The sequence below is a fragment of the Pseudomonas ulcerans genome (genome assembly GCF_036324125.1).
In the GTDB taxonomy this organism is placed as follows: domain Bacteria; phylum Pseudomonadota; class Gammaproteobacteria; order Pseudomonadales; family Pseudomonadaceae; genus Aquipseudomonas; species Aquipseudomonas ulcerans.
Genome location: NZ_JAZDQN010000016.1, coordinates 87069 through 108936 on the forward strand (window position 1 = coordinate 87069; position 21868 = coordinate 108936).

Below are 21868 nucleotides of genomic sequence, written 5' to 3' on the forward strand. Positions count from 1 at the left end.
GACGACGACCACAACAACACACTCTGGAAGCTAGACGTCACCGTCGTCCAATAGCCAGATCGATGGGTGGCGGAGCGAATGGTTGCACAGCACAACCAATAATGGTTGTATTGTGCAACCATTGCACATGAGACTTCAAAAAATGATCGACCCTTCAGTCGTGGAAACAGTCCGCTCCGCGTCACGCACGATGGTTCGTGAGCTGGGCTTCATGCGCACCACGCTGGCAGGCACGGAGTACTCCCCCTCTGCCGTCCACACGCTGCTTGAACTAGGAGAGCACGGCGCATTGACGGCGGCTCAGCTTGTGCAAACCCTCGGGCTTGAGAAGTCCAGTGTCAGTCGTATGGTTGCCAAGCTGGTGCAGTTGGGTGAGCTGGAAGAAAGCGAAGGCGAGCAGGATGCCCGCACGAAGCAACTGCGCCTGACTGAGCAAGGGAAGCGCACCCTTGAAGGAATCCATGCTTACGGACAAATGCAGGTCAGCTCGACATTGGCTTCGCTCCCCACTCAGGAGCAGCAGGCCATCGCTCTGGGGCTGAACGCCTATGCCCAGGCATTGAAGGCCTATCGTCAAGAACCCGCTGGAACTGCGGCCTCCAGGATTCAGATCAGCTTCGGATACCGCCCGGGTTTGATCGGGCGCGTAGCGGAAATGCACGCAAGCTACTACTCGCGCCACTCCGGTTTTGGCCAGTTCTTCGAGAGCAGGGTTGCAACTGGCATTGCTGAGTTCGCGGGACGCCTGGGCAATTCGCGCAACGGCATCTGGGTCGCTGAAAGCGCTGGCCGGATCTTGGGGTCGGTGGCTATCGATGGGGAGGATCTCGGGAACAATGAAGCCCATCTGCGCTGGTTCATTCTTGACGATGGCTGCCGTGGTGGTGGCGTAGGTCGTCGCCTGCTGACCGAGGCCGTTGCTTTCTGTGACCGGCAAAACTTCTCGGCGATCCAGCTTCACACTTTCAAGGGACTGGATGCTGCCCGGCACCTCTATGAATCGTTGGGTTTCGAACTGGCTCATGAGGAGCAAGGAAGCCAATGGGGGTCGACTGTCATAGAACAGCAATTCACGCGTAGGCGCTGAAACCTGACCCTCCATTAAAGCCGTTCGGCCGCTCGCCGATACCAGGCTATCAACAACTAAGGACGACCTCGATGAAACGCCGTTTTATGCTTCTGAGCCTGCTTGCCGCGCTATCTACGAACTCCCTGGCAGCGAAGATAGGGACGGTCGAAGATATCGAACAAGTAGAAGGAATCATGAACTGCACTAACGAAGCGTCTGCCAAACAGCTCGCCCAAGCGTGGGCGCGAGGTGGCTACGCAGCAGCAGATGACTTCGTAGTCGAGCACCGTGACAGTTGCTCGTCGATTCCGCCACGAGAAAGCCTGACGTATTCGATCGACCTGGCTACAGCCCATGACGGCATTGTCAAATTTGATGGCGACATACTGGAGAACTCTCTCTGGGTGCCACTCAAAGGAATCATGTCGGACCTGTACGCAAAATTCGGCCAGGAACCTGGGGCCGCGACGGACTTTCTTGAACTGGAGCTTTTCACTCCCGTTGACGGGCTTTATTTGAGCCGTGGCGTCGTGGACCGGCAGATGAATGCCCTCCAGTTCGTTTACCTGCACGGGGGACAGGTACACATCCTTTGGTACAGCCCAGAAACCAATAAGGTCTTGCTCGTGCAGGAGGCTGACCACTCCAGCTATGACCCACAGAGCAGGACGCTGGTCATGGACCAACCCGGAACGAACAAGCGGCTGACCTACACCATGACCAGCAACCACGAGCCTCTGCGATTCAGCACGAACGACCGTCCAGAGCCGGGGAAATTCATGCCGACCACCAGCCTGGACCGGTTCAACAACGGGATGCTGCTGCAGATGTTCCCGGCAACGATCGAGAATCCCATGGCCAGGAATCTGAGAATGTTCACGTTGATGGCGAACTCGGGTTTGCAGGAATAGGGCTTGAGGGGATACGGACCTGCGCGCATCAGTGACAAAAAAGGCTCGCACATCGGTGCGGGCCTTTTCGTTTTTGTATGCGAAAAAGGGAAAGGCATATTTTCTAGCGAGTTAACGACAGAAAAATCAATCTGTCCGCTGTTGGATTTTCAGCAATCTCAATTGGATAAGATGCGCTTCCCACAAATGCCAAAGCCATAACGAAAAAACCCGCCAGAAGGCGGGTTTTACGGGGGTTCCAGAGATTTTGGTAGCCTTCGCTGGAACCTGAACTGGTGCCGGAGACAGGAATCGAACCTGCGACCTTCGCGTTACGAGTTAGATGCTCTTATGTTTTACCAATCTTCACAACCCCCTACAGACCTATTCAGAATGGGCCTTTCAGCTTAGTCTTGGCTTAACGAACCATCACCCAGATGGACCATTTTTGATAGCCCGTGCTAGCCCAGTGCTAGCCAAGCGATTCAGGTTGAAGCCACGATGAAGCTGAAGTTCACCAAGACCGCCCTGATGGCCATCGAGCCGCCGGCCATTAACCGCTTGAATGTCTACGATACCGAGATCCCCAAGCTGGTACTTCGCATTACCGCAGCAGGCAGCCGTACCTTTTATGTGATCAAGCGGGTTGCTGGCGCCATGGAGTGGATCAAACTCGGATCCTTCCCCGAGATGACGGTCGAGCAGGCTCGCACCAATGCACAGAAGGTGCTCAGCGAATTCGCCACCGGGGCCAATCCAGCAGCCGTCCGTCGAGCGATCCGAGAAGAGCCCACTTTCCTCGACGTGTTCCAGCAGTACCTGTCTGAAAAGAAAAAGCGCGACGGCTCCCCACTTAGCGAACGCACCAAGCGCGACTATACGGATGTGGTGAACATGTATCTGGCCCCAATCCATAGCAGCAAGCTGTCGCAGATAACACGGTCCGAGATCAAGACGATTCACTCCAGGACGACGAAGAAAAGCCCCGCTCAAGCTGATCGCGCAATCATCGTCGTGTCGTCGGTCTACAACTTCGCTGCTGATCTCGAACTGTTTACCGGCGCCAACCCTGCAAGCCGCATCCAAAAGAACCCCGCTCCATCACGGGATCGATTCGCCTTGGCCCCCGAGCTTCCTTATCTGATGGAGGCCATCGCAGAGTCAGATCTTTGCGACTTCTTTTTGTTGTCACTGTTGACCGGCGCACGCCGCTCTAACGTGCAGGAGATGGCATGGCGCGATCTCGACCTCGACGCGGGCATCTGGCGTGTTGGCATGACCAAAAACGGAACCCCGCAAAACGTCACCCTCTCCCCGGAAGCCGTAGCCACACTGAAGAACCGGCAACCGAAAAAGAAGGGCTCCAGTTTTGTTTTTCCAGGAACGGGGAAAACTGGACACCTGGTCGAGCCAAAGAAGGCGTGGGCAACCGTGCTACGCCGTGCCAGCATGAGACGCTTGCTGGATCTGCTGGAGAAAGAGGAGAAGCTGAACACCGAAGAACGCCAGACCGCCGACTTCGAACTTCTGACTGCTTCGGCAAAAGCAGAAAGGAAATACCGGGCACTGGCAGATAGCCTCGCCATAGATAAGGCTTCGTATGACATGACCGATCTACGCATTCACGATCTGCGCCGCACGCTTGGCAGTTGGCAAGCGAAAACCGGCGCCTCGCTGGCGATCATTGGCAAAAGCCTCAACCACAAGACCCATCAGGCGACGCAGATTTATGCTCGCCTAGACCTGGACCCAGTTCGCCAATCGGTCAACACCGCAACACAAGCGATGCTTGAGGCTGCGGGTTTGAAGGAGCCCGCCAAGGTGCTTGATCTACACCAGAACCATCGCAAATGAATGGAGACGCAATGACTGTCGAAATCGCTGATCATCAAAACCAACTCAAACGACAGCTTGCGGCGGTCGAATTGCTGGAAAAAGAATTCCTCGGTTTCCTTTGGGCAGATGTCCCCGCAACTCCCGACCAGCTCCTGGAGCGATTCGAACGGCTTTTTTCTGAATTAGGTTTATCAGAAGGGTTGTCGCCGATCCTCGTTATGCAACTCTTCGAACGCCTTGAACAAAAATCTTTTCATGAGATACGAAAACCTACAGCGCTTGCCGAAACAACCCGCCCCGAGGACTTGGGGGAGCTTCTGCCGTCAAGATTTGTCGAAAACGCGCATGCGGTTCGCACGCACGCCTATCGAGAAATGCAATCCAGGCAAGCTAGCGCAGCCAGCAAGGGACCTCGTCCTACCCAAAACCATGCCAAGCGTGAAGCAGTGGAGCGACTGCTGATAGAGCGGATAAAAAGTGGAGAGTTTGATATCAATGACAAAAGGGCTCCCGGGAAATTTGCGGAGGAGATGTGTACTTTTTATAAGGAGCTAAATCGTCCACCAACTGTCGTCAAATGGGTAAAAAAAATTCTAGGACACCAAGCGCCTTCGGTGTAACGACATCCAGATTCGTTTACCAGAGACTATCCCTGACCGGTCAAAACCTGCAGGACACCATGTAGTCCTGCCTAGCTTAATTCCGTAAAGGGTTTCTCCATGCAAGGCACGACCACCAATCAAATCGAGGCAATCAAGACCGAAATTGCCGCGCAACTTGGCTACGACCCCAAAACCCCTCCCGTCCATGTAGACGACAAGCAAGCAGCCCAGATCCTGGGCGTGAAGGTCAGCACTCTCTCCGTCTGGCGCTCTACCGGTCGCTATAACCTCCCCTTCCTCAAAGTCGGTCGTCTGGTGCGCTATCGAGTGAGCGGCCTGGCCGAATTCCTGGCCCGCCGCACTGCCGACCACACCGGAAAGTCCCTCTGAGCGCAGCCGGCTTTCTCGGCGCGCTTTCACCGTACCGCTTGTGCACCTCTCCGAGGTGCGCATAAGCGCTGCACGAATCGACTTTTACTGCATCTCACCGACAAGTACATAAGCTCAATGGCAAGCATGCTCATTCGACTACTTAACAAAGGCGACGAGGTTAGTATTGATGTTGGACGACTAGCTATCCGCCCGAAAAGTAAGAAGGTAGTACCTAAAGAATGGCTGGATGAACATTCAGAAGAGATTATAAAAGATATTCTTTCTGTCTTAGAAATAGACGCATACCAGTATTATGACTATGGAGCAGATTATTACGGACCGAAACGTTCACCCGGCGTGACCCTCCATTTTCGCTCCGTGGTGAAACGGACCCACGCCTATGTGATCTACAACGCTGATCTATCTCGGTCTAGAAATACGGTGACAGGACAAAAGGGTGGGAGATTACCTCCTGGGCAGTTTCGAATTAAAAATCAGCGGTGGGGCTTTCACAAATTCTGGGAGCGCTCCGGTCTGAAGTTCCCCCCGCGCTTATCCTCATTCCACGACTACATGGGCAACCTGAAGGGAATTCTGTTCATCGCCGACGGTAGCGACAGTGGCTCCGAACGCCTCGATAAAAAGACATTGCGCCCCCTCTCGGTAACTGCTGAGGAGATAGAGAGGGCCTTGCTAGCAGACAACAGCCTGACAATGTCCAGCCAAAAGGCAGACAGTTTCCGGACAAACCTGCCAGACAAGGAATTCGCTCCAGGCCACGGGAAACAAGGCTCACAGGCAAGATTAAACACGTGCAGCTCGCCGCACGGTAAAGCGGTAAACAGGAGCAGGGGTGTGGTACACCATTTTCCGACGCAGGAAACGCCTCCCAAGTTTCAAGAAAACGAAGAATGGCTAGAACGCTGCTTCGGCAAAACCTAGACCAATTGCTGCCAGATTTGTGATACCGCATAGCTGTGGTGAGCCTGTCATTCAAAGACGACAGGTTCACCCTCCCCCCCCCTATTGAAGCGCAACACTTGCAGCTTTAGTAATTCCGCATGAGCGTTTCGATCGCCGTCAATTGCGCTGGGGTAATACGGAGATCGAGAGTGTTGATTCGGTGGAGCCACTCTTCAGAACTCAACCGTTCACCACGCCTCACGAGATATCCGAAATCAGCAATTGCCTGTTGAAGTGACTCAACCATGTCGAAATAGACCGGGCCGCCATCAAATCTCACGCTGAGCCAACCGAACCAGAAACGTCTGATGCCAAACCTGGATTGGAAATGCTTCTTCTCACCAGCCGGCCTGCCCTCATGCTCAAGCAGCACGCCTCTCCGCGCCCCATCCATGGATGCTCTCTCTTGTCGAATGACGGTTAACCGCGAACTGGGCCCAACAAGTCAAACTCAAAATGGGTCGTAAATACCGTGGCCGTATAGGCATCATAACGGGACGATTCTTTCCATGGCAAGAATCTCCGCAACCCTCGACAACGACGGCAGTCTGAAAAAGCTCGGTGCAGCAATTCGGGCCCGCCGCCTGGCGCTCGCGCTTTCTCAGGAAGCACTAGCCGATGCGGCAGGCGTGGATCGTTCTCACATGGGGAAGATCGAGAGGGGGGAAAGGAATGTCACCTTCCTGAATATCTTGCGCATCGCCGTTGCAGTGGAATGCAAACCGTCCGAGCTGTTGGTCGATGCAAGCCTCTAGCGTCACCTGGTGGCTGCCAAGTGCGCCGGTGGCCGGTGAGTCATCCTGCGGCTGATAACAAACCAGTTGCCTGCCCTACCAACGCCCGAGCCAGGTAACGATCCAACGCTTCTAGCGGGTCTCCATTCGGGCTGAACCAAACACCCGCATCAGACACGACGCACATTGCGCATTGCTCATCTATGAGGTCGATTAAATGGAAAGAATCACCTGGTTTGCCGCAGATAACCCCGAGAAGAAACGCATCCCTGAATGGCGCCGCTCATGCGGTTTCAGCGACAAGGGGACAATTTTCGTGCCCGCCGCCATGGCAGGAGACGAGACAGAATTCAATGTGATGCTATGCGCTCAGGGTGACCGGCAACCTCTTGCGATACACCTCGATCATTACTTCGTCTGCAGCACCTGGCTCAAGCAGGAATTTCCCAAGCACCTCGAACTGATAGAGATCATCGAGAACCGTGTCCACCAGGCCATTGCGGAAATGGCCCAACAGCACGTGACATCTGAAGCGCCCTGAATTCGCCCGCCGCAAGCATGACCCCGCGCTTCAGCAGATTGCTTGAAAACACGCGGGATCATCAGGACGAAGGTTGTCACCACCCAGATCAAACCTCCAATACCCCACGTCATGCCAAGCATCGAGCTTGAACCCGACCTGGGGAAACGTCCCGATGTGCTGGAAACCGAGTCGCTCGTGCAGCCCGACACTGCCTTCATTCGGCAAGGCAATTCCGGCATACGCCGAGCGATAGCCCAGACGCTTCAGAACCGGCAACAGCACGTCATAGAGCTGCCGACCAACTCCGCTGCGGCGCTGGCCCTCGGCGACATACACCGTCACATCCACCGCCCAGCGATAAGCCGCACGCGCCCGATGCTGACTGGCGTAGGCATAGCCGACTACCCGTCCCTCCTGCACCGCCACCAGATACGGGTAGATTTGCAGCGTCGTGGCGATCCTCTCCCGCATTTGCTCCACGCTCGGCACTGCCTCTTCGAATGAGATGGCCGTGTTGAGCACGATGGGCGCGTAGATGGCCTGGATCTCTTCTGCATCCTCTGGTCTGGCCACACGAATCTCAATTCCGCTACGCATCCGGCTGCTCCAAGCTGTTCAGGTATTCGACTACTTCGTTGACTGTGCTGCGCGCGGTACGGGTGACGCCGATCAGCGTCGCCGAGGCCAGGCCGGTCCAGTCGCCATATCCGACCAGCCAGAGGCGCGGCTCGCGAGTAGAGCGCGCCCCGTCCACCTCGACCCTGCCGTCGTCATCCAGCACGCCCAGCGCCTGCAAGTGATCCAGCGCCGGCCGGAAGCCGGTACACCAGATCACGGCATCGACCTGGGCTTTCTCACCGTTGGGCCAAGCGACCCCGTCAGGAGTGAATGAGACAAAGGGCCTTACGGCTCGAAGAGCTCCTCGCTCACGGGCTCGAACCACCGAGGGCACCATGACGATATCGCCAAGCCCACCGACTGGTGCGTCGATAACACGGCCTTCCTGTTGGGCCTTGAGGCGCTCGGTCGCGCGTTCGAACAGCACCCGCCCATCAACATCATCAGACAGAAACGCCGGCTCCTCGGTGGTTACCCACGTTGCGTCGGCGACCTCGGACAACTCCGCATAGATTTGCGCCCCCGAGTTGCCACCACCAACGACGAGCACCCGCTTTCCTCGGAAAGCCTCTGGCGACTGGTAATGGGCGGAGTGAGTCTGCTGCCCCTGGAACACTTCTATCCCCGGATAGGCCGGAACATAGGGCTTGCTCCAGGTCCCCGTCGCACTGATGACGGCACGGGCTTCCCAGTCGCGGTCCTTCGAGCGCACACGAAGGCCACGCCCGGTTCGCTCCACCGCAGTGACGCTGACGGGGCGAACGATTGGAAACCCGTAGCGTGTCTCGTACTGCTCCAGATAGCTGACCACGTGATCCCTATCGGGATTACCTTCCGTGACTGGCGGCATCGGCCAGCCCGCGATCGAGCTCCATGCGGAGGGCGAGAACAGCGTCAGCGAGTCCCAGCCATGGCGCCACGCCCCGCCCGCAGCCTCTTCGGCGTCGAGCAGCAGGAACGACAGCTTGGCCCGCTTGAGAAAATAGGCCACCGTCAGCGCGGACTGCCCGCCGCCAATCACGATGACATCGAGTAGTTCGCCTTCGGTGGCCATGGTTTCTCCTGTCTGGCTGGAGCGCTCAGTCTTCGCCGAACTGGTTGATGTAGTTGATGTGCGCAGGCTTCTGAATCGCCCGTGGGCGAAGCCCCTGCACCCATGCGATCGCCTCGCGGCGCGGCATTCCGGATTCGATCAGCAGACGGGCAGCGAACAGCCCGGTGCGGCCGGAGCCGCCCTTGCAGTGGATGGCCAGGGCCTTGTTGGACGCGAGCAAAGCGTCCAACTGGTGGCGAATCTCTCCTAACCGAGCCTCGAAGTTTTGATCAGGAGCCTGATCATCCTCGATCGGCAGCTGGTACCACTCCAAACCATGCTGCCTGGCCGCAACGCCAAGCTCGGCAACGCCGTTTTCCTGAAGCTCTGTATCCGACATCAGTGTCACCAGCGCCACGGCGCCAGCCTGCTTCAGCGTCTCCAGGCTTTCAGCGAGATCGCTGGCCTGGGTACCCGGGCAGGGTGTGAAAATCAGCGCTCCCGGGGCATGGGGCAGCGATTTCATCGAGTAGGGATGCGACATGCTCATGACCTCAAATGGACCGCAGATTGACTCGCTTGGACAGCTCTTCCGCCGACTCCTTGCGCTCGGAGTAGCGGTCCACCAGGTAATCCTGGCGATCGCGCAGCAGCAAGGTGAACTTGGTCAGCTCTTCCATCACATCGACCAGACGATCGTAGTAGGAGGACGGTTTCATCCGCCCGGCATCGTCGAACTCCAGGAACGCCTTGGGTACCGAGGACTGGTTGGGGATGGTGAACATCCGCATCCAGCGGCCCAGTACGCGCAATTGGTTCACCACGTTGAACGACTGCGAACCACCGCAGACCTGCAGCACAGCAAGGGTCTTGCCCTGGGTTGGGCGAACGGCGCCCATGGCCAGCGGCACCCAATCAATTTGGGCCTTGAACACGGCGCTCATCGAACCGTGACGCTCGGGCGAGCACCACACCTGGCCTTCGGACCATTGCATCAGCTCGCGCAGCTCCAGCACCTTCTCGTGGGAGTCCGGAGCGTCATCCGGCAGCGGCAGACCGGAAGGATCGAAGATACGGGTTTCGGCACCGAACTCTTCCAGCAGGCGCGCAGCCTCCTGGACCATCAAGCGGCTGAACGAGCGCTCGCGGGTCGATCCGTACAACAGCAGGATGCGCGGTTTATGCGTGGAAGGATCCTTCGGTTCCAGCCGCTCCAGCGACGGCAGATCAAGCAGTTCTGGCTGGACATTGGGCAGATGGTCGTTCATTTCGGTCTCCATTGATCCAGGTCCTACAGCGCGCCGATGCGGGCAAGCTCGGCTTTCAGCTCGTCCTGGCTCAGTTGCGGGAAAGGCAGCGCAATGAAAGCGCGCACGCGCTCATCGATCTTCGCCAGCGTGCTCTGGAAGGCTTCTTCGATTTCCGCCTCACTCCCGCTGACCGCCGAAGGGTCGGCCAGGCCCCAGTGGGCTTTGATCGATGGGCCGAAGAAGATCGGGCAGGCTTCGCCGGCAGCGCGGTCGCACACGGTGACGACGATGTCGGGAGGAGAGCTCTCGAAGGCGTCCGAGGCCTTGCTCGAAAGGCCGGCGGTGGAGATACCGGCGGCTTCCAGGGTCTTCAGTGCCCGCTCATTGACCTTGCCGCTGGGGAAGCTGCCCGAGCTCACAGCTTCCATGCCCTCGGGGGCCAGGTGATTGAACAGCGCCTCGGACAGGATGCTGCGGCAGCTGTTGTGGGTGCACATGAACAAGACTTTCATCAGGTATCTCCGGTTCAAAAGCTCAGGCGGATGGCCAATGCGGCCAGGGTGGCAAGCAGGATCGGCAGCGTCAGGACGATGCCGGTGCGGAAGTAGTAGCCCCAGGTGATGACGATGTTCTTGCGGGCCAGTACGTGCAGCCACAGCAAGGTGGCCAGGCTGCCGATGGGGGTGATTTTCGGGCCGAGGTCGCAACCGATGACGTTGGCGTAGATCATGGCCTCGCGCACGATGCCGGTGGCCTCGGCGGAGTGGATCGACAGCGCGCCTACCAGCACGGTGGGCATGTTGTTCATGACCGACGACAGGCCAGCGGCGAGCAGCCCCGTCCCGAGCGACGCGCCCCAGATCCCGTAGCCGGCGAAGACATTGAGAATCTGCGTCAGGTAGTCGGTGAGGCCAGCGTTACGCAGCCCATAGACCACGAGGTACATGCCCAGCGAGAACACCACGACCTGCCAAGGCGCTTCCTTGAGCACCTTACGGGTAGAAATCACGTGCCCGCGCGCGGCGATCAGATAGAGGATCAGCGCACAGGCAGCAGCGATGGCACTGATTGGAACGCCCAGCGGCTCAATGGCGAAGAAGCCGACCAGCAGCAGCGCCAACACCCACCAGCCGGCAACGAACGTCGCCTTGTCGCGGATAGCGGCTTCGGGAGCCTTCAACTGGTCGAGTTCGTAGGTACGCGGCAGGTCCTTACGGAAGAACCACAGCAGCATGCCCAGAGTCGCGGCGATGCTGACCAGGTTCACCGGCACCATGACCGAGGCGTACTCGCTGAAACCGATGCCGAAGTAGTCGGCGGAGACGATGTTCACCAGGTTGGACACCACCAGCGGCAGGCTCGCGGTATCGGCGATAAAGCCTGCTGCCATGACGAATGCCAGCGTCGCCGCCGGGGAAAAGCGCAGGGCCAGCAGCATGGCGATGACGATAGGAGTCAGGATCAGTGCCGCACCGTCGTTGGCGAACAACGCCGAGACGGCGGCGCCCAGCAGGATGATGAAGGCGAACAGCTTGCGGCTGCTGCCCTTGCCCCAACGCGCCACGTGCAATGCCGCCCACTCGAAGAAGCCCGCCTCATCCAGCAACAGGCTGATGATGATGACGGCGATGAAGGTGGCGGTAGCGTTCCAGACGATCTGCCAGACCACGGGGATATCGGACAGGCTCACAACGCCCGCCAGCAGCGCCACAACGGCCCCCAGTGCAGCGCTCCAGCCCACGCCCAGGCCTTTGGGCTGCCAGATGACGAGAACGATCGTCACGAGAAAAATCAGAAATGCGATCAGCATGACTACAACTCAATCAGCGAAGGGAAGGATCAAGCACAAGCCGCAGGGCTCTGCGGCCGCTCGCCCATGTCGGCAAGGCGCAGCGCATCGGGGCTCAACCATTCCTGATTCGCATCGACCACGCCCTTCAGCATGGCGTCCACCCACTGCGGCAGTTCGGGATGCAGTCGGTAGTACACCCACTGGCCTTTGCGCCGATCCATCAGGATTCCTGCCTCGCGCAACTGGGCCAGGTGCCGGGAGATCTTCGGCTGGCTCAGTTCAAGCGCGTGGGTAAGTTCGCAGACACAGAGTTCGCCTTCGCGGGCGATCAGCAGGGTCATCCGGGCCCGGGTGTCGTCAGCCAGGCATTTGAAAACGATGGGGGGAGTCAGGGCTTCCGGCATGTAGCCTCCTGGAGGCCGCCCACCGGGCGGCTGAAATATCTGGAAATCCGAATATATGCCAATTCAAATATATGGACAACCGGATATTTCTATCGCACCCATCGGGCTTCACCAGAGATAGCTCGCCTCCACGAACGTCAGCGAGTTCGTTCGCAGGTGCCCCAGGAATGAATCCTGCGGCCCCCGGAAAATGTCGAAGCCGGTGCTGACCCGCCATGAATCGGTGATCGCGTACTTCAGGCGACCCCGGAGCATCCAGTCATTGCGGGGTTCGGCCCACACGGCGAACAGGTCCAGGTCGGCCTTCGAATCGAACAGTGGCCTGGCATAGCGCAGCGTCAGTCCGTACTGGTCCCGGTCCAGTTCGTTGCTGATCAAGGCCTGGGCCGCCTGCACCTGGGCCATCAGGGGATCGTTGGCGATGCTCGATACCGAGCGCAGATGTCGCCAGAAGCCTTGCAGGGAAACGGTCTCGCGATCTCCGATGTACCACTCGGCGCCGCCGATCGCCGAGGTGTAGGGCTGCCGGCGTGCCACCGCTGGGTCGGACGACTGTTCGAAGTCCACCCAGGCAATTTCTCCCCGATAAGCCATTTCGCCGCGAACGATCGTGAAGTCGCCGCCAACCATCCGCATGCGTGTTGCATGCTGGCCGAGGGTCACGCCGGCAGGCGTGGCACTGCGCACCGCGAAGGTGGGGAACAGGTCGTGACCATCGATCACGCTGATCGACCAGTCCGCATCCGAACCCAGTACGTCGTACTTCACCGCCACCGTGGGGCGGACATCCGGGTCCTGCTCGCGGAAAGTTACGCCAGGCGTTTTCTCCAGCGGCACCTCGTTGAAGCGGAAACGGTCGAGCACATGGACCTGCAGTTTTCCGGCACCGGCGGCGCAGTCCAGGTGCAGCCCCCAGTTGCCGGTGCGCTGATCCGTGGTCTCCGGGGTCAGGCGCCTGTAGTTGCTGGGGGATACCTGGTCGGTGGGATTGATCCCGTCGGCCCGGCCCCACATCACCAGCTTCTTGCCCAGTGCAGGGGCGCACAGGGTTTCGCTGCTTTTCACATACAACTCGTTGACCCCGGCATCCTCCCGCCTGCCATCCAGCCGTTCAGGGGACGACAGGGCCCAGACCTCGCTGCTGAAGCTCAGACTCTCGCTGGCTTGCCAGTCCAGTTTGAGCTTGGCGCGATTGGAGGAAATCGTGTGGCGGTCATCCAGCATCCGGTTCGATGACCAAACCCCTGCCGCGACTTCGCCAGTGACTTCAGGCACGTCGGCGACGGCGCCCACCGAAAAAACCAGGGGCACGACCGCGCCAGCCCACCAGCCGGGGGAAAAAGTCCCGCTCATGTCCTCTCCTTAGCGCGAAGCCATGTTGTTCGCCGAGAAGAGGCTGTCGCTCAGCGCCTCACCCACCTTGAAGTTGGAGAAGGTGATGATGGTGGTGTGGCCGCTCTGCAGGTTCTTGCCCTCGGTCTTCATCGGCTGCCACTTGCCATTGGTGGCATCCACCAGCTGGATATCGCTGAAGGAGAACTGCTTGTACGGCGCCCCGCTGACATCGGCCGCTTCCACATAGGTGGTCGCGAAGTTGTCCTTGCGAATCCAGGTCAGGCGCTTCGCGTAGCCAGAGTTGGTGCGCACGCTGTCCTCGGCGGGCAGCGACTCGATGACGTAGTGTTCGACGCCGTCACGGGTCTCCTGTCTGACCAGGGTGTGCTTCCAGTCGCTGACCTTGTGGCCCATCACGTCGCCGTAGCTGAAGTCGGTACCGATGAAGCTGTCCTTCTTGTTCGAAGCCACCAGACGGCGCACTCGCTTCATCGCCGGCAGGTATACCCACATCTCGTCGTCCTGGGCAGTCCGCTCGACCAGCAAGGTGGTGGTTCCACGAATATCCGCAGGCGCCTCGAAGCGCACCAGGCGCATGGTGTCCTGCCCGTTATCCTGAAGCTTCGAGGCCATGTTGGACTTGCGGGTCCGCTGGCTGCCGTCCTTGGTCTGCAGCACGAACTCGGCATCGGCCTTGGAGGTGCTGAAGCGGGTGACCGCCGCGTTGCGCTCCATGATCTCTTTCGCCTCCAGCTCTGCAGACCAGCCGACCTGTGAATACGTCAGGAAGCCGACGGCCGCCAGGATGATCAGCAGCACGGCGCCACGGTCACCGGAGCGGCGCTGGAAGATGAAGCCGGGTTTGAAGGCCAGGATGGCGCTCGGGATCAGGGTCAGGGTTGCGAGAACGCTCGCCAGCATCGCCAGCACGATAAAGGTAGAAAGCCACATATGAACCTTGTAGTCGTAGGAGAACATGAGGACGGCATAACCCCCGGCCACGGCGGTGGCGACGAACAGGCAGGCCTTGCCGGCGGTTTTCATCGCCATTTCCACGGCCTCGGGCAACGCCTTGCCCTGGGCCGTGTATTCGCTGATGCGATAGATGAGGTAGATCGCGTAGTCGGCGCCGATGCCAACCGCCATGGCCGAAATCAGCGAGTTGGGGATGTTCAGCGGCACGCCGAAGTAACCCATGACGCCAAACACCAGCGACAGCACCACCAGCAGCGGCGACAGCACCAGCAGGCCGGCGATCACCGAGCGGAACGCGATCACCGACACCGCGAAGATCACCCCGAGGATCTGGGCGATGTTGAGCAGCTTGCTGTGCACCATCACATCGGTGACCGCCAGGGTCTGCGCGACCTCACCGCCGAACGACACGGTGACATTGCCGGGGAAATGCTCTTTCGCGACCTGGCGAAGTTCGTTCACCAGGTGATCGATCTCGGCGTTGCTGTTGGTACGCAACATGATCGCGATCTTTGCCCGCCGGTACTCGTAATCGACGTGGGCCGAGAAGTCCTCCGGATCCCCTGACATCGAGTAGAGGAACAGGTACTGGGCAATCAGCTCGCGGTCATCGGGAAGTGGCGTCACAGCTCCCGTGTCGCCCGACGCCGCTTCGTGCATGCGCTGGAGGAAGTCGTCGATGGACAGCGTCTTGCCCACGATCGGGCGCTTCGCCGCGTCCGCCTGCAGGTAGCGGATTGCATCCAGTACCCGAGGGTCCTTCACCCCATCTGCTTCGCCGGTATCGACCATCACATAGAGCACGTTGGTCCCGCCGGTCTGGCTGTTCAGCAGGTTGTCATCACGCTGCAAGGGCAGCGAATCCGAGAAGAAGCTCTTGCTGGAGTTATCCACATGCACCAGCGGCCAGCCGGCAACCGCCACGCCAATCAGCACCACGAAACCGCCGAGAATCCAGTGCCGGCTGCGAGGGGTCACCACCAGGTGAGCGATGCGTGCGCTGAGGCGATCCCAGATCCGAGGCTTGGTCTCGGTGTCGATCTGCGCCGCCGATGGCGGCTTGAGGCCGGCCCGCACTGCCGGGGTAAAGGTGAACTCCAGCAACACAGCCGCCAGGATGCCGATGCCGGTGAAGATGCCGAATGCCCGCACGGTTTCCAGTTCGAACACCACCAGCGAGAAGAACCCGAGGGCCGCCACACCGCCAGCGATGACCAGTACCGGGCCCACCGCCGCTAGCGACTGAATCGTCGCAAGCCGGTTGGCCACCACCGGGTCCATCTGCTGACCGTTCACCAGTTCGATGAAGCGTTCGTAGTAGCGCTTGAGCAACTGCACCGCATGTCCCGCCGCCACGGCGAGGATCAGGATCGGCGTCGGCGAGTTGAAGATGTCCATCGGGACCTTCATCAACCCCATGATCCCCACGCCCCAGACTACCGACAGCAGCGCCGTCACCAGCGGCAGGATCAGTCCCTGGCGAGTCCGGAATGCTTCGTAGTGCAGCAGGCCAATGACCAGTACCGCGATCGGGAACAACCAGTTGATCCGGTCGGCGAAGACTTCAGCCTGGTGCAGGAACACCGGGTTGCCGCTCAGGGAGATCTCGATGCCCGGCGTGTTCTCCTGGCTCAGGATCTGGTGGACATCGGACAGCATCGCACCGAAGCCGTTGGGGTTCTCCTTGAGCTCCAGCATGATCGTCGCGGTGCGCCAGTCACTGGAGATCACCGTATCCCGGTACACCGGGTTGGCGTTGATCGCCGCCTTCAGCTCCTCGATCTGCGCCGTGCTGGACGGCAACTGGTCACCCAACAGCGGTCTGGCCTCGAAACCGTCGGCGTTGCCGCGAATGCTCTTGGCCTGCCGCGAGGACAGGCTGAGCAGCGTCTGCTTGGTGACTGACGGCGCCGCATAGAGCTTGTCGGTAATGCGCTTCACCGCCTCCAGCACCTGGGGCTGCAGGGCGTCGCCCTGGGTAGGGGTCAGACCGATCACCACCAGGTACTTCGAGCCGAAGATCTTCTCGATGGTGTTGGTCGCCTTGATGTACGGGTGACTCTGCGGCACTACGGCAGCCGGGTTGATGATGACCTGCTGCTTGGCGGCAAAGAACGCAAAGAATGCCGACAGCGCCAGCACGATGGCGATGACCCACCGCCGATGGTCCACTACCCAGGTCACGTACCGTTCCAGGGGCAGCGAGCTCTTCAGCCCGCTCGTATGAACAGAATCTACCGCTGCGGTTTTCGATATTTGCGTCATGAGTCAGGCATCAGCACGTGAAGGAAGGGTTGGGGGCAACATCGCTTTCGTTCTGGGGAGCGATTTGTGCTTTGAGGAGGTGTTTCTGGACCTTCGCCGAGGCGGTGTAGGGGAACGCATCCAGGACGGTGCACCGGGTCGGGCACCAGCCCTCGAAGGCTTGCGCCAGCACCGCCTGCAGTTCGGCAACAACGGCGGCGGGCTCGGCATCGGGCGCCGCGACCCAGGCCAGAACGCTGCGACCGCTGCCCGGCTCGCAGATCACCAGCGCCGCATCCGCGACGCCCGACACCTGTCTGGCCCGGTGTTCGACCAAGGCGGAGCTGAGGGGAGCGCCACCGACCAGCAGCGAGTCGCTCAGCCGATCGCTGACATCGAGCCGTGCATCGGCCTGAAGGGTCGCGAAGTCGCCGGTCGCCAGCCAATCGTCCTGCTCGGCGCCGACGGCGACCCAGTGTCCCCGCACCATGAGTTCCCCTGCGCCCTCGGCCACGCATTCCGCATCGTCACCTCGCACTGCCAGCTCGATGCCGAATACCGGCTGGCCATGCCCCAGCGCAGTCGCGCTGCTATCGAACCGTTCAATGGTGGCCAGCGGCGAGGTCTCGGTCATGCCCCAGGCGTGACACACCTCGACGCCCAGTCGCTCCTGAATGAAATACGCCACCTCGAACGGCAGGCGGGTTCCTCCGACAACAGTCCGCCGCAACGTGCTGAAACGCTGCCCGGTCGCCTGCATGTAGCGAGCAAGCGCCAGCCAATGAGCCGACACCGCACCCAACACGGTGACCTGATGCTCTTCGATCCACTGGAACCATTGAGCCGGATCACGGGTTGGCGGAACCAGGATCAGCTCGGCGCCCACCATCGGGCACACGAACGGAGCGCCCCAGGCGCTGGCATGGAAGTTTTGCATCAGCGGCATGACCCGGTCGGCGCCGGTCAGGCCCATGGCGTCCGGCAAGGCGCAAGCCCAGGTGTGCAGCAGCGTCGAACGGTGCGTGTACTCGACGACTTTCGGAGTGCCGGTGGTGCCGGACGAGTAACAAACGTGGGAAAGGCTGTCCTCCGGAAACTGTGCCGCTACGTATCCAACCGCCCCCTCGGCGTTTCGATGGGTCATCGCGCGAACCGCAGATCCTGGCAGCAGCCCCTGAAACGCCTGAACCGCGCCGGCCGTAGCGGCGTCATGCAGCACCAGCTTTGGACGGATCTGTTGAAGGAAGAGTCCCAGGTCTTCGGGGCGATGCTGGGGGTTGAGCAGGTGAGTGACCACGCCTTGGTCGAGTGCCCCGTAAAGCCAGGCCATCTGGTCGAGCGAGCTCAGGCCAAAGCTGACGAGCGCATCGCCTGGCTGGAACCCGAGGGCATGGAGTTGCGCGGCGCAATCACGAGCGGTATCGGCCAGATCTGCGTAGCTCTGGCGTTGGACGGCGCCATCGAGAGCGATGGAAGTTACTTTCACTGCGGCGTGCACCCTTGCCGCATGCTTGAGCACATCATGGACATGGAGCGGGAGGGTTTTCACTCTCGCGGTCGGGTATTGCACGGGTTTAGCAGAGATAGTGTTCATGCGGCCATGGTAGAAATCGCCGCGCTTTGCCCACAATGGAACCGATGTACCATGGCGTCCTGCCACGCCAACTGCTCGGTTCAGGCAAATTGCAGATAGGCCTGGGTCAGCTCGTGACGGGGCCGCTCAAACACCTCCCGCGCCTTGCCGCATTCGATCAGCTTTCCCACGCCCTCAACCTTCCAGAACACCGCCACCTGATCGGCAACCCGGCGGGCCTGACTCAGGCTGTGGGTTACCAGGACAATGGTTCGCCGCTGCGACAGGCTTGAGATGAGCGCCTCGATGGTTTGCGTCGAGATAGGATCGAGGGCACTGCAAGGTTCATCCATCAACAGCACCTCCGGCCCGAGCACCAGCGCCCTGGCCAGGCACAGGCGCTGCTGCTGCCCACCAGACAGCGCCAGCGCCGGGCCGTCGAGCCGATCATGCACCTCATCCCATAAGCCCACTTCCTTGAGCGACGCCTCGATCCGCGCATCGATTTCGTCCCGCGCCTTGATCCCATGCTGCCGCAGCGCGAATTCAAGATTCTTGCGAATGGAGAAGGGAAACGGGTTGGGCCGCTGGAACAGCATGCCGACCTGGCGGCGCAACTGGGTCGGGTCCTTCAACAGGCGCTTGCCGTCCATCCAGCTGAAGCTGATCGAACCTGATACCGAGCACTCGGGAACCAGGTCGTTGAGGCGGTTCAGGCAGTGCAGCAAGCTGGACTTGCCGCAGCCGGAAGGACCGATCAGGGCCGTGACCGAGTTTCGAGGTACCCGCAGGTTCACCCTCTCGACCACCACCCGCTTGCCGTAGCTCACCGACAGGTCCTCAATCTCGATATACCCTTCGGCCGCGGTATTCAGGTGCGTAACAGTGCCAGCGATGCTGGGCACGGCTCGCAGCGAGGATTCAAGCGTTGCCGCCCCGGTCTTGTTGGTCATGGTCAGTAACTCCCTGTCGTTGTGCCAGTCATGCGCCGCTGCATCCACCGGGTCAGGGCATGCACTGCGAAACTCAGCAGTGCCAGGAGCAGAAGAAGCGCGAGGGCCGATCCATAGGCGTTCGGCGTGCCGCCGGGTACGTTGGTGGCCAGATCGTAGATATGCACCGAGACGCTCCGCCCCGAGTCGAGCAGAGACTCCGGCATCCGGTCCGAGTAACCGCTGGTGAACAGCAACACCGCCGTTTCGGCCAGGGCCCTGGTCAGCGCCAGCACGATCCCGGCGCAAATCCCCGGTAGCGCCACCGGCACCATCACCCGCAACAGCACGGACTGCCGCGACAACCCCAGTGCCGCACCACCCGCGCGATGAGCCGTGGCCGCCGCTTCCAGCGAAAACGCCAGCGAGCGGGCCAGGGTCGGAAGGATCATGCAGGCCAGAGTCAGGCCACCGGCCAGGATGGAGTAACCCAACCCCAATTGCCGACAGAACAGGCTGAGACCGAAGAGACCGAACACCACGGACGGCACGCCGGCCAGGATGTCGAGGCTGCAGCGCACAACCGTTGCAGGCCAGCCGCCGGGTTTGAATCCTTCGGTCAGCATCACCGCCACCCCGAACGACAGTGGCAATGCGGCAGCCAGACTGACCAACACGATGCCCAGCGTCGAAACCAGGATCGGCGCGATGCCGCCGCCACGACCGGCATCGACCGGACTGGACGACAGGAACTCCCAGCTCAACACCTGGAGCCCGTTGCCGAACACCGTGAGCAGCGGCCACAACAGCATCGCGATCGCCCCGAGGGCCAGGCCGTAGAGCAATGCCGTCCAGGCCAACTCCTTGAGTCGGGCCAAGCTGATCAACTTCATAGGCCCATCTCCCGCTGACGCCGGCCAACCCATTCGCCAGCAGCCACCAGCACGCTGACCAGCAGCAACATCAGCAAGCCAGCCACGAACAACGAGGCCCGGTGATCGCCCATGGCGTAGGGCATCTCCAGCGCGATGTTGGCCGTCAGCGCCCGAACGGGCTCGAACAACGAAGCGGGGACCTGCACGATATTGCCGCAGACCATCAGGACCACCATGGTTTCCCCGATGGCCCTGGCCGCGCCGAGCACCATGGCAGAGAAAATGCCTTGCCTCGCCGCCGGCACGACAATGCGCAGCAGGGTCTGATTCTCGGAAACACCCAGTGCTGCAGCGCCCTGTACATAGGCGACCGGGACCGTCTGGAGGGCTGACTGAGTCAGGACGGTAATGGTCGGGATGATCATCAGGGCCACCACCAGAACACCCGCCAGCAGGCTGGCTCCCGGAGGGCTCCACAGGTTGATGATCGGCACGATGGCACTCACGCCCCAGAGGCCGTAGACCACCGTCGGCACAGCCGCACTGAGCTCCACCAGATTGCGCATCAACCGCGCCAGTCCGGTGGGTGCCTTGAACGTGGTGACCAGCGCTATCGCCAGGCTCAACGCCGTCGCCACCAGCAGCGCCCCGACCGTCAGGTAGAGGCTGGCCACGACCATCGGCGTCATATTGAAACTGGCATCCCTCGGCCACCAGCCTTCGTCGGTGAAGAACCGGGTGAAGCCTCCCTTGCTGATCAGCGGGAGTGCCTCACCCAGGAGAAACGCGACGATCAGGAACACGATCGCCGCCCCGAGCAAGGCCAGCATGGTCATTGCCGACCAGAAGGCCCATCCGCGCAGCGCCGACGGCGGCGGTGAGATCGACTCAACGATAGGTAGTGTCATGACGCGGCCCTGACCAGCAACGCCGGCCGTTATTTCACGACCGGGATGAAGTACATCCGCGTGACGAAGTCCTCGGCCTGCTTCGATTGCGCATAGGCCACGAAGTCCTGGACCTGCTCATTCAGCGGCGTCTTGTAGACCAGGTTCAGGTCACGGCTGATCGCATACTGCCCCGAGGCCACGGAAGCGGTCGAAGGCACCTGGTCGCCCATGGGGATCAGGCGAATCGCCGCGCCTTGCCCGGCTTCGTATTCCGCCGAGCCGATGGAAACGTAGCCCACAGCGGCAGGCGATCCGGCAACGGTCTGAATCCCCTGCTGGTTGTCGCCGATGATGACGTGGGCCTTGATGTCCTTGTAGGGGATGCCGAAGAAGCTGCTGAAGATCTCCAACGTGGAGCGGCCTTCGGCCTTGCTCACCACGGTGATCTGCGCATCGTCGCCGCCTACTTCCTTCCAGTTGGTGATCTGGCCGGTGTAGATACCGATGACCTGCTCCTTGCTCAGCCCGGTAACCGGGTTGCTTTTGTTGACGATCATGCCGATGCCGTCCTTGGCGATCAGTGCATGCTCAAGATCCTGCTCGTCGGGCTTGAGGTCGCGAGACACCATGCCAAGCACGGCGGTACCACTGCGCACATCCATGATGCCGCGTGCACTTCCGCCCGCCTGCACCTCGATGCGAACCCCCGGATGCTCCTGCTCATAGGCCTTGGCCAGCTCGCTGATCAGTGGCGCGATAGTGCTGGCACCGACGACGCTGACGCGCATCGACTTGGTGTCCGCCTTCGGTTCTGCTTCGCGGTTACAGCCAGACAGGCAGAGCAACGCCCCCAGCATCCACAGCGCAGGCACACCAACGTGCCGGGCGGCCCAGGTTCTTGTTTTCATCGTGTTCCCCAGCTTCTTCCATGAAACGCACCGAATGACCGATGCGTCGT

At 60.4% G+C, this 21868-nt stretch carries 23 protein-coding genes; 8 read left to right on the forward strand and 15 right to left on the reverse strand.

All coding sequences use genetic code 11. The annotated features are described in order from the left end of the window. Nucleotides 1–142 precede the first annotated feature (142 nt). The 6 genes from V0R59_RS16310 (at nucleotide 143) to V0R59_RS16335 (ending at nucleotide 5711) form a co-directional block, all read left to right on the forward strand. Nucleotides 143–1087 (forward strand): bifunctional helix-turn-helix transcriptional regulator/GNAT family N-acetyltransferase, encoded by a 945-nt coding sequence (locus V0R59_RS16310; protein WP_330076132.1) that lies wholly within the window; start codon nucleotides 143–145, stop codon nucleotides 1085–1087. Between the two features lie 71 nt (nucleotides 1088–1158). Then, the gene (locus V0R59_RS16315) at nucleotides 1159–1980 is read left to right on the forward strand and encodes a hypothetical protein (RefSeq protein WP_330076131.1); all 822 of its coding nucleotides are present in this window, start codon (nucleotides 1159–1161) and stop codon (nucleotides 1978–1980) included. A 480-nt stretch (nucleotides 1981–2460) separates the two neighbouring features. Continuing rightward, on the forward strand, nucleotides 2461–3813 hold the full coding sequence (locus V0R59_RS16320) for a tyrosine-type recombinase/integrase (protein ID WP_330076130.1): 1353 nt from the start codon (nucleotides 2461–2463) through the stop codon (nucleotides 3811–3813). 11 nt (nucleotides 3814–3824) lie between these two features. Then, nucleotides 3825–4415: a hypothetical protein gene (locus tag V0R59_RS16325; RefSeq protein ID WP_330076129.1), complete on the forward strand. Its 591-nt coding sequence runs from the start codon at nucleotides 3825–3827 to the stop codon at nucleotides 4413–4415. A gap of 99 nt (nucleotides 4416–4514) precedes the next feature. Beyond that, nucleotides 4515–4787 (forward strand): helix-turn-helix domain-containing protein, encoded by a 273-nt coding sequence (locus tag V0R59_RS16330; protein WP_075806312.1) that lies wholly within the window; start codon nucleotides 4515–4517, stop codon nucleotides 4785–4787. A gap of 117 nt (nucleotides 4788–4904) precedes the next feature. Beyond that, nucleotides 4905–5711: a hypothetical protein gene (locus V0R59_RS16335; RefSeq protein WP_330076128.1), complete on the forward strand. Its 807-nt coding sequence runs from the start codon at nucleotides 4905–4907 to the stop codon at nucleotides 5709–5711. 106 nt (nucleotides 5712–5817) lie between these two features. On the opposite strand, the gene V0R59_RS16340 is transcribed toward V0R59_RS16335, so the two are convergent. Further along, nucleotides 5818–6105 (reverse strand): hypothetical protein, encoded by a 288-nt coding sequence (locus V0R59_RS16340; protein ID WP_330076127.1) that lies wholly within the window; start codon nucleotides 6103–6105, stop codon nucleotides 5818–5820. A 136-nt stretch (nucleotides 6106–6241) separates the two neighbouring features. Between V0R59_RS16340 and V0R59_RS16345 the strand changes: the two genes are divergently transcribed. Together V0R59_RS16345 and V0R59_RS16350 are read left to right on the forward strand one after the other, a co-directional pair. Next, a complete protein-coding gene (locus V0R59_RS16345; protein WP_009402735.1) occupies nucleotides 6242–6487 on the forward strand; it encodes a helix-turn-helix domain-containing protein in 246 nt (81 codons plus the stop codon). Between the two features lie 196 nt (nucleotides 6488–6683). Then, complete coding sequence (locus V0R59_RS16350; protein ID WP_330076126.1) at nucleotides 6684–7007, forward strand: hypothetical protein; 324 nt, start codon at nucleotides 6684–6686, stop codon at nucleotides 7005–7007. Between the two features lie 30 nt (nucleotides 7008–7037). On the opposite strand, the gene V0R59_RS16355 is transcribed toward V0R59_RS16350, so the two are convergent. The 14 genes from V0R59_RS16355 to V0R59_RS16420 all read right to left on the reverse strand — a co-directional run bounded on the left by V0R59_RS16355 (nucleotide 7038) and on the right by V0R59_RS16420 (nucleotide 21818). Next, nucleotides 7038–7586 (reverse strand): arsinothricin resistance N-acetyltransferase ArsN1 family B, encoded by a 549-nt coding sequence (locus tag V0R59_RS16355; RefSeq protein ID WP_330076125.1) that lies wholly within the window; start codon nucleotides 7584–7586, stop codon nucleotides 7038–7040. Further along, nucleotides 7579–8661 (reverse strand): ArsO family NAD(P)H-dependent flavin-containing monooxygenase, encoded by a 1083-nt coding sequence (locus V0R59_RS16360; protein WP_330076124.1) that lies wholly within the window; start codon nucleotides 8659–8661, stop codon nucleotides 7579–7581. The genes V0R59_RS16355 and V0R59_RS16360 overlap by 8 nt, the downstream gene beginning before the upstream one ends. A 25-nt stretch (nucleotides 8662–8686) precedes the next feature. After that, on the reverse strand, nucleotides 8687–9190 hold the full coding sequence (locus tag V0R59_RS16365; RefSeq protein ID WP_330076123.1) for a cyclin-dependent kinase inhibitor 3 family protein: 504 nt from the start codon (nucleotides 9188–9190) through the stop codon (nucleotides 8687–8689). 4 nt (nucleotides 9191–9194) lie between these two features. Next, nucleotides 9195–9908 (reverse strand): arsenical resistance protein ArsH, encoded by a 714-nt coding sequence (arsH, locus tag V0R59_RS16370; protein ID WP_330076122.1) that lies wholly within the window; start codon nucleotides 9906–9908, stop codon nucleotides 9195–9197. 23 nt (nucleotides 9909–9931) lie between these two features. Beyond that, a complete protein-coding gene (locus tag V0R59_RS16375; protein WP_330076121.1) occupies nucleotides 9932–10402 on the reverse strand; it encodes an arsenate reductase ArsC in 471 nt (156 codons plus the stop codon). 14 nt (nucleotides 10403–10416) lie between these two features. After that, nucleotides 10417–11700 (reverse strand): arsenic transporter, encoded by a 1284-nt coding sequence (locus V0R59_RS16380; RefSeq protein WP_175652040.1) that lies wholly within the window; start codon nucleotides 11698–11700, stop codon nucleotides 10417–10419. A 29-nt stretch (nucleotides 11701–11729) separates the two neighbouring features. Then, entirely contained in the window at nucleotides 11730–12086 is a 357-nt protein-coding gene (locus V0R59_RS16385) for a metalloregulator ArsR/SmtB family transcription factor (RefSeq protein WP_330076120.1), read from the reverse strand. 108 nt (nucleotides 12087–12194) lie between these two features. Beyond that, complete coding sequence (locus V0R59_RS16390) at nucleotides 12195–13439, reverse strand: hypothetical protein (protein WP_330076119.1); 1245 nt, start codon at nucleotides 13437–13439, stop codon at nucleotides 12195–12197. Between the two features lie 9 nt (nucleotides 13440–13448). Further along, complete coding sequence (locus V0R59_RS16395) at nucleotides 13449–16580, reverse strand: outer membrane lipoprotein-sorting protein (RefSeq protein WP_330076118.1); 3132 nt, start codon at nucleotides 16578–16580, stop codon at nucleotides 13449–13451. A 91-nt stretch (nucleotides 16581–16671) separates the two neighbouring features. Beyond that, the gene (locus V0R59_RS16400) at nucleotides 16672–18189 is read right to left on the reverse strand and encodes an AMP-binding protein (RefSeq protein ID WP_330076117.1); all 1518 of its coding nucleotides are present in this window, start codon (nucleotides 18187–18189) and stop codon (nucleotides 16672–16674) included. 125 nt (nucleotides 18190–18314) lie between these two features. Beyond that, nucleotides 18315–19166, reverse strand: a complete 852-nt coding sequence (locus V0R59_RS16405; RefSeq protein ID WP_330076116.1) for a phosphate ABC transporter ATP-binding protein — start codon at nucleotides 19164–19166, stop codon at nucleotides 18315–18317. 2 nt (nucleotides 19167–19168) lie between these two features. Further along, nucleotides 19169–20038 carry a phosphate ABC transporter permease PstA gene (gene pstA / locus V0R59_RS16410; protein WP_330076115.1) on the reverse strand — a complete coding sequence of 290 codons (870 nt, stop codon included), beginning with the start codon at nucleotides 20036–20038 and terminating at the stop codon, nucleotides 19169–19171. Further along, nucleotides 20035–20928, reverse strand: a complete 894-nt coding sequence (pstC, locus tag V0R59_RS16415; protein WP_330076114.1) for a phosphate ABC transporter permease subunit PstC — start codon at nucleotides 20926–20928, stop codon at nucleotides 20035–20037. The genes pstA and pstC overlap by 4 nt, the downstream gene beginning before the upstream one ends. Nucleotides 20929–20957: 29 nt before the next feature. Next, nucleotides 20958–21818 (reverse strand): phosphate ABC transporter substrate-binding protein, encoded by an 861-nt coding sequence (locus tag V0R59_RS16420; RefSeq protein WP_330076113.1) that lies wholly within the window; start codon nucleotides 21816–21818, stop codon nucleotides 20958–20960. Nucleotides 21819–21868 lie beyond the last annotated feature (50 nt).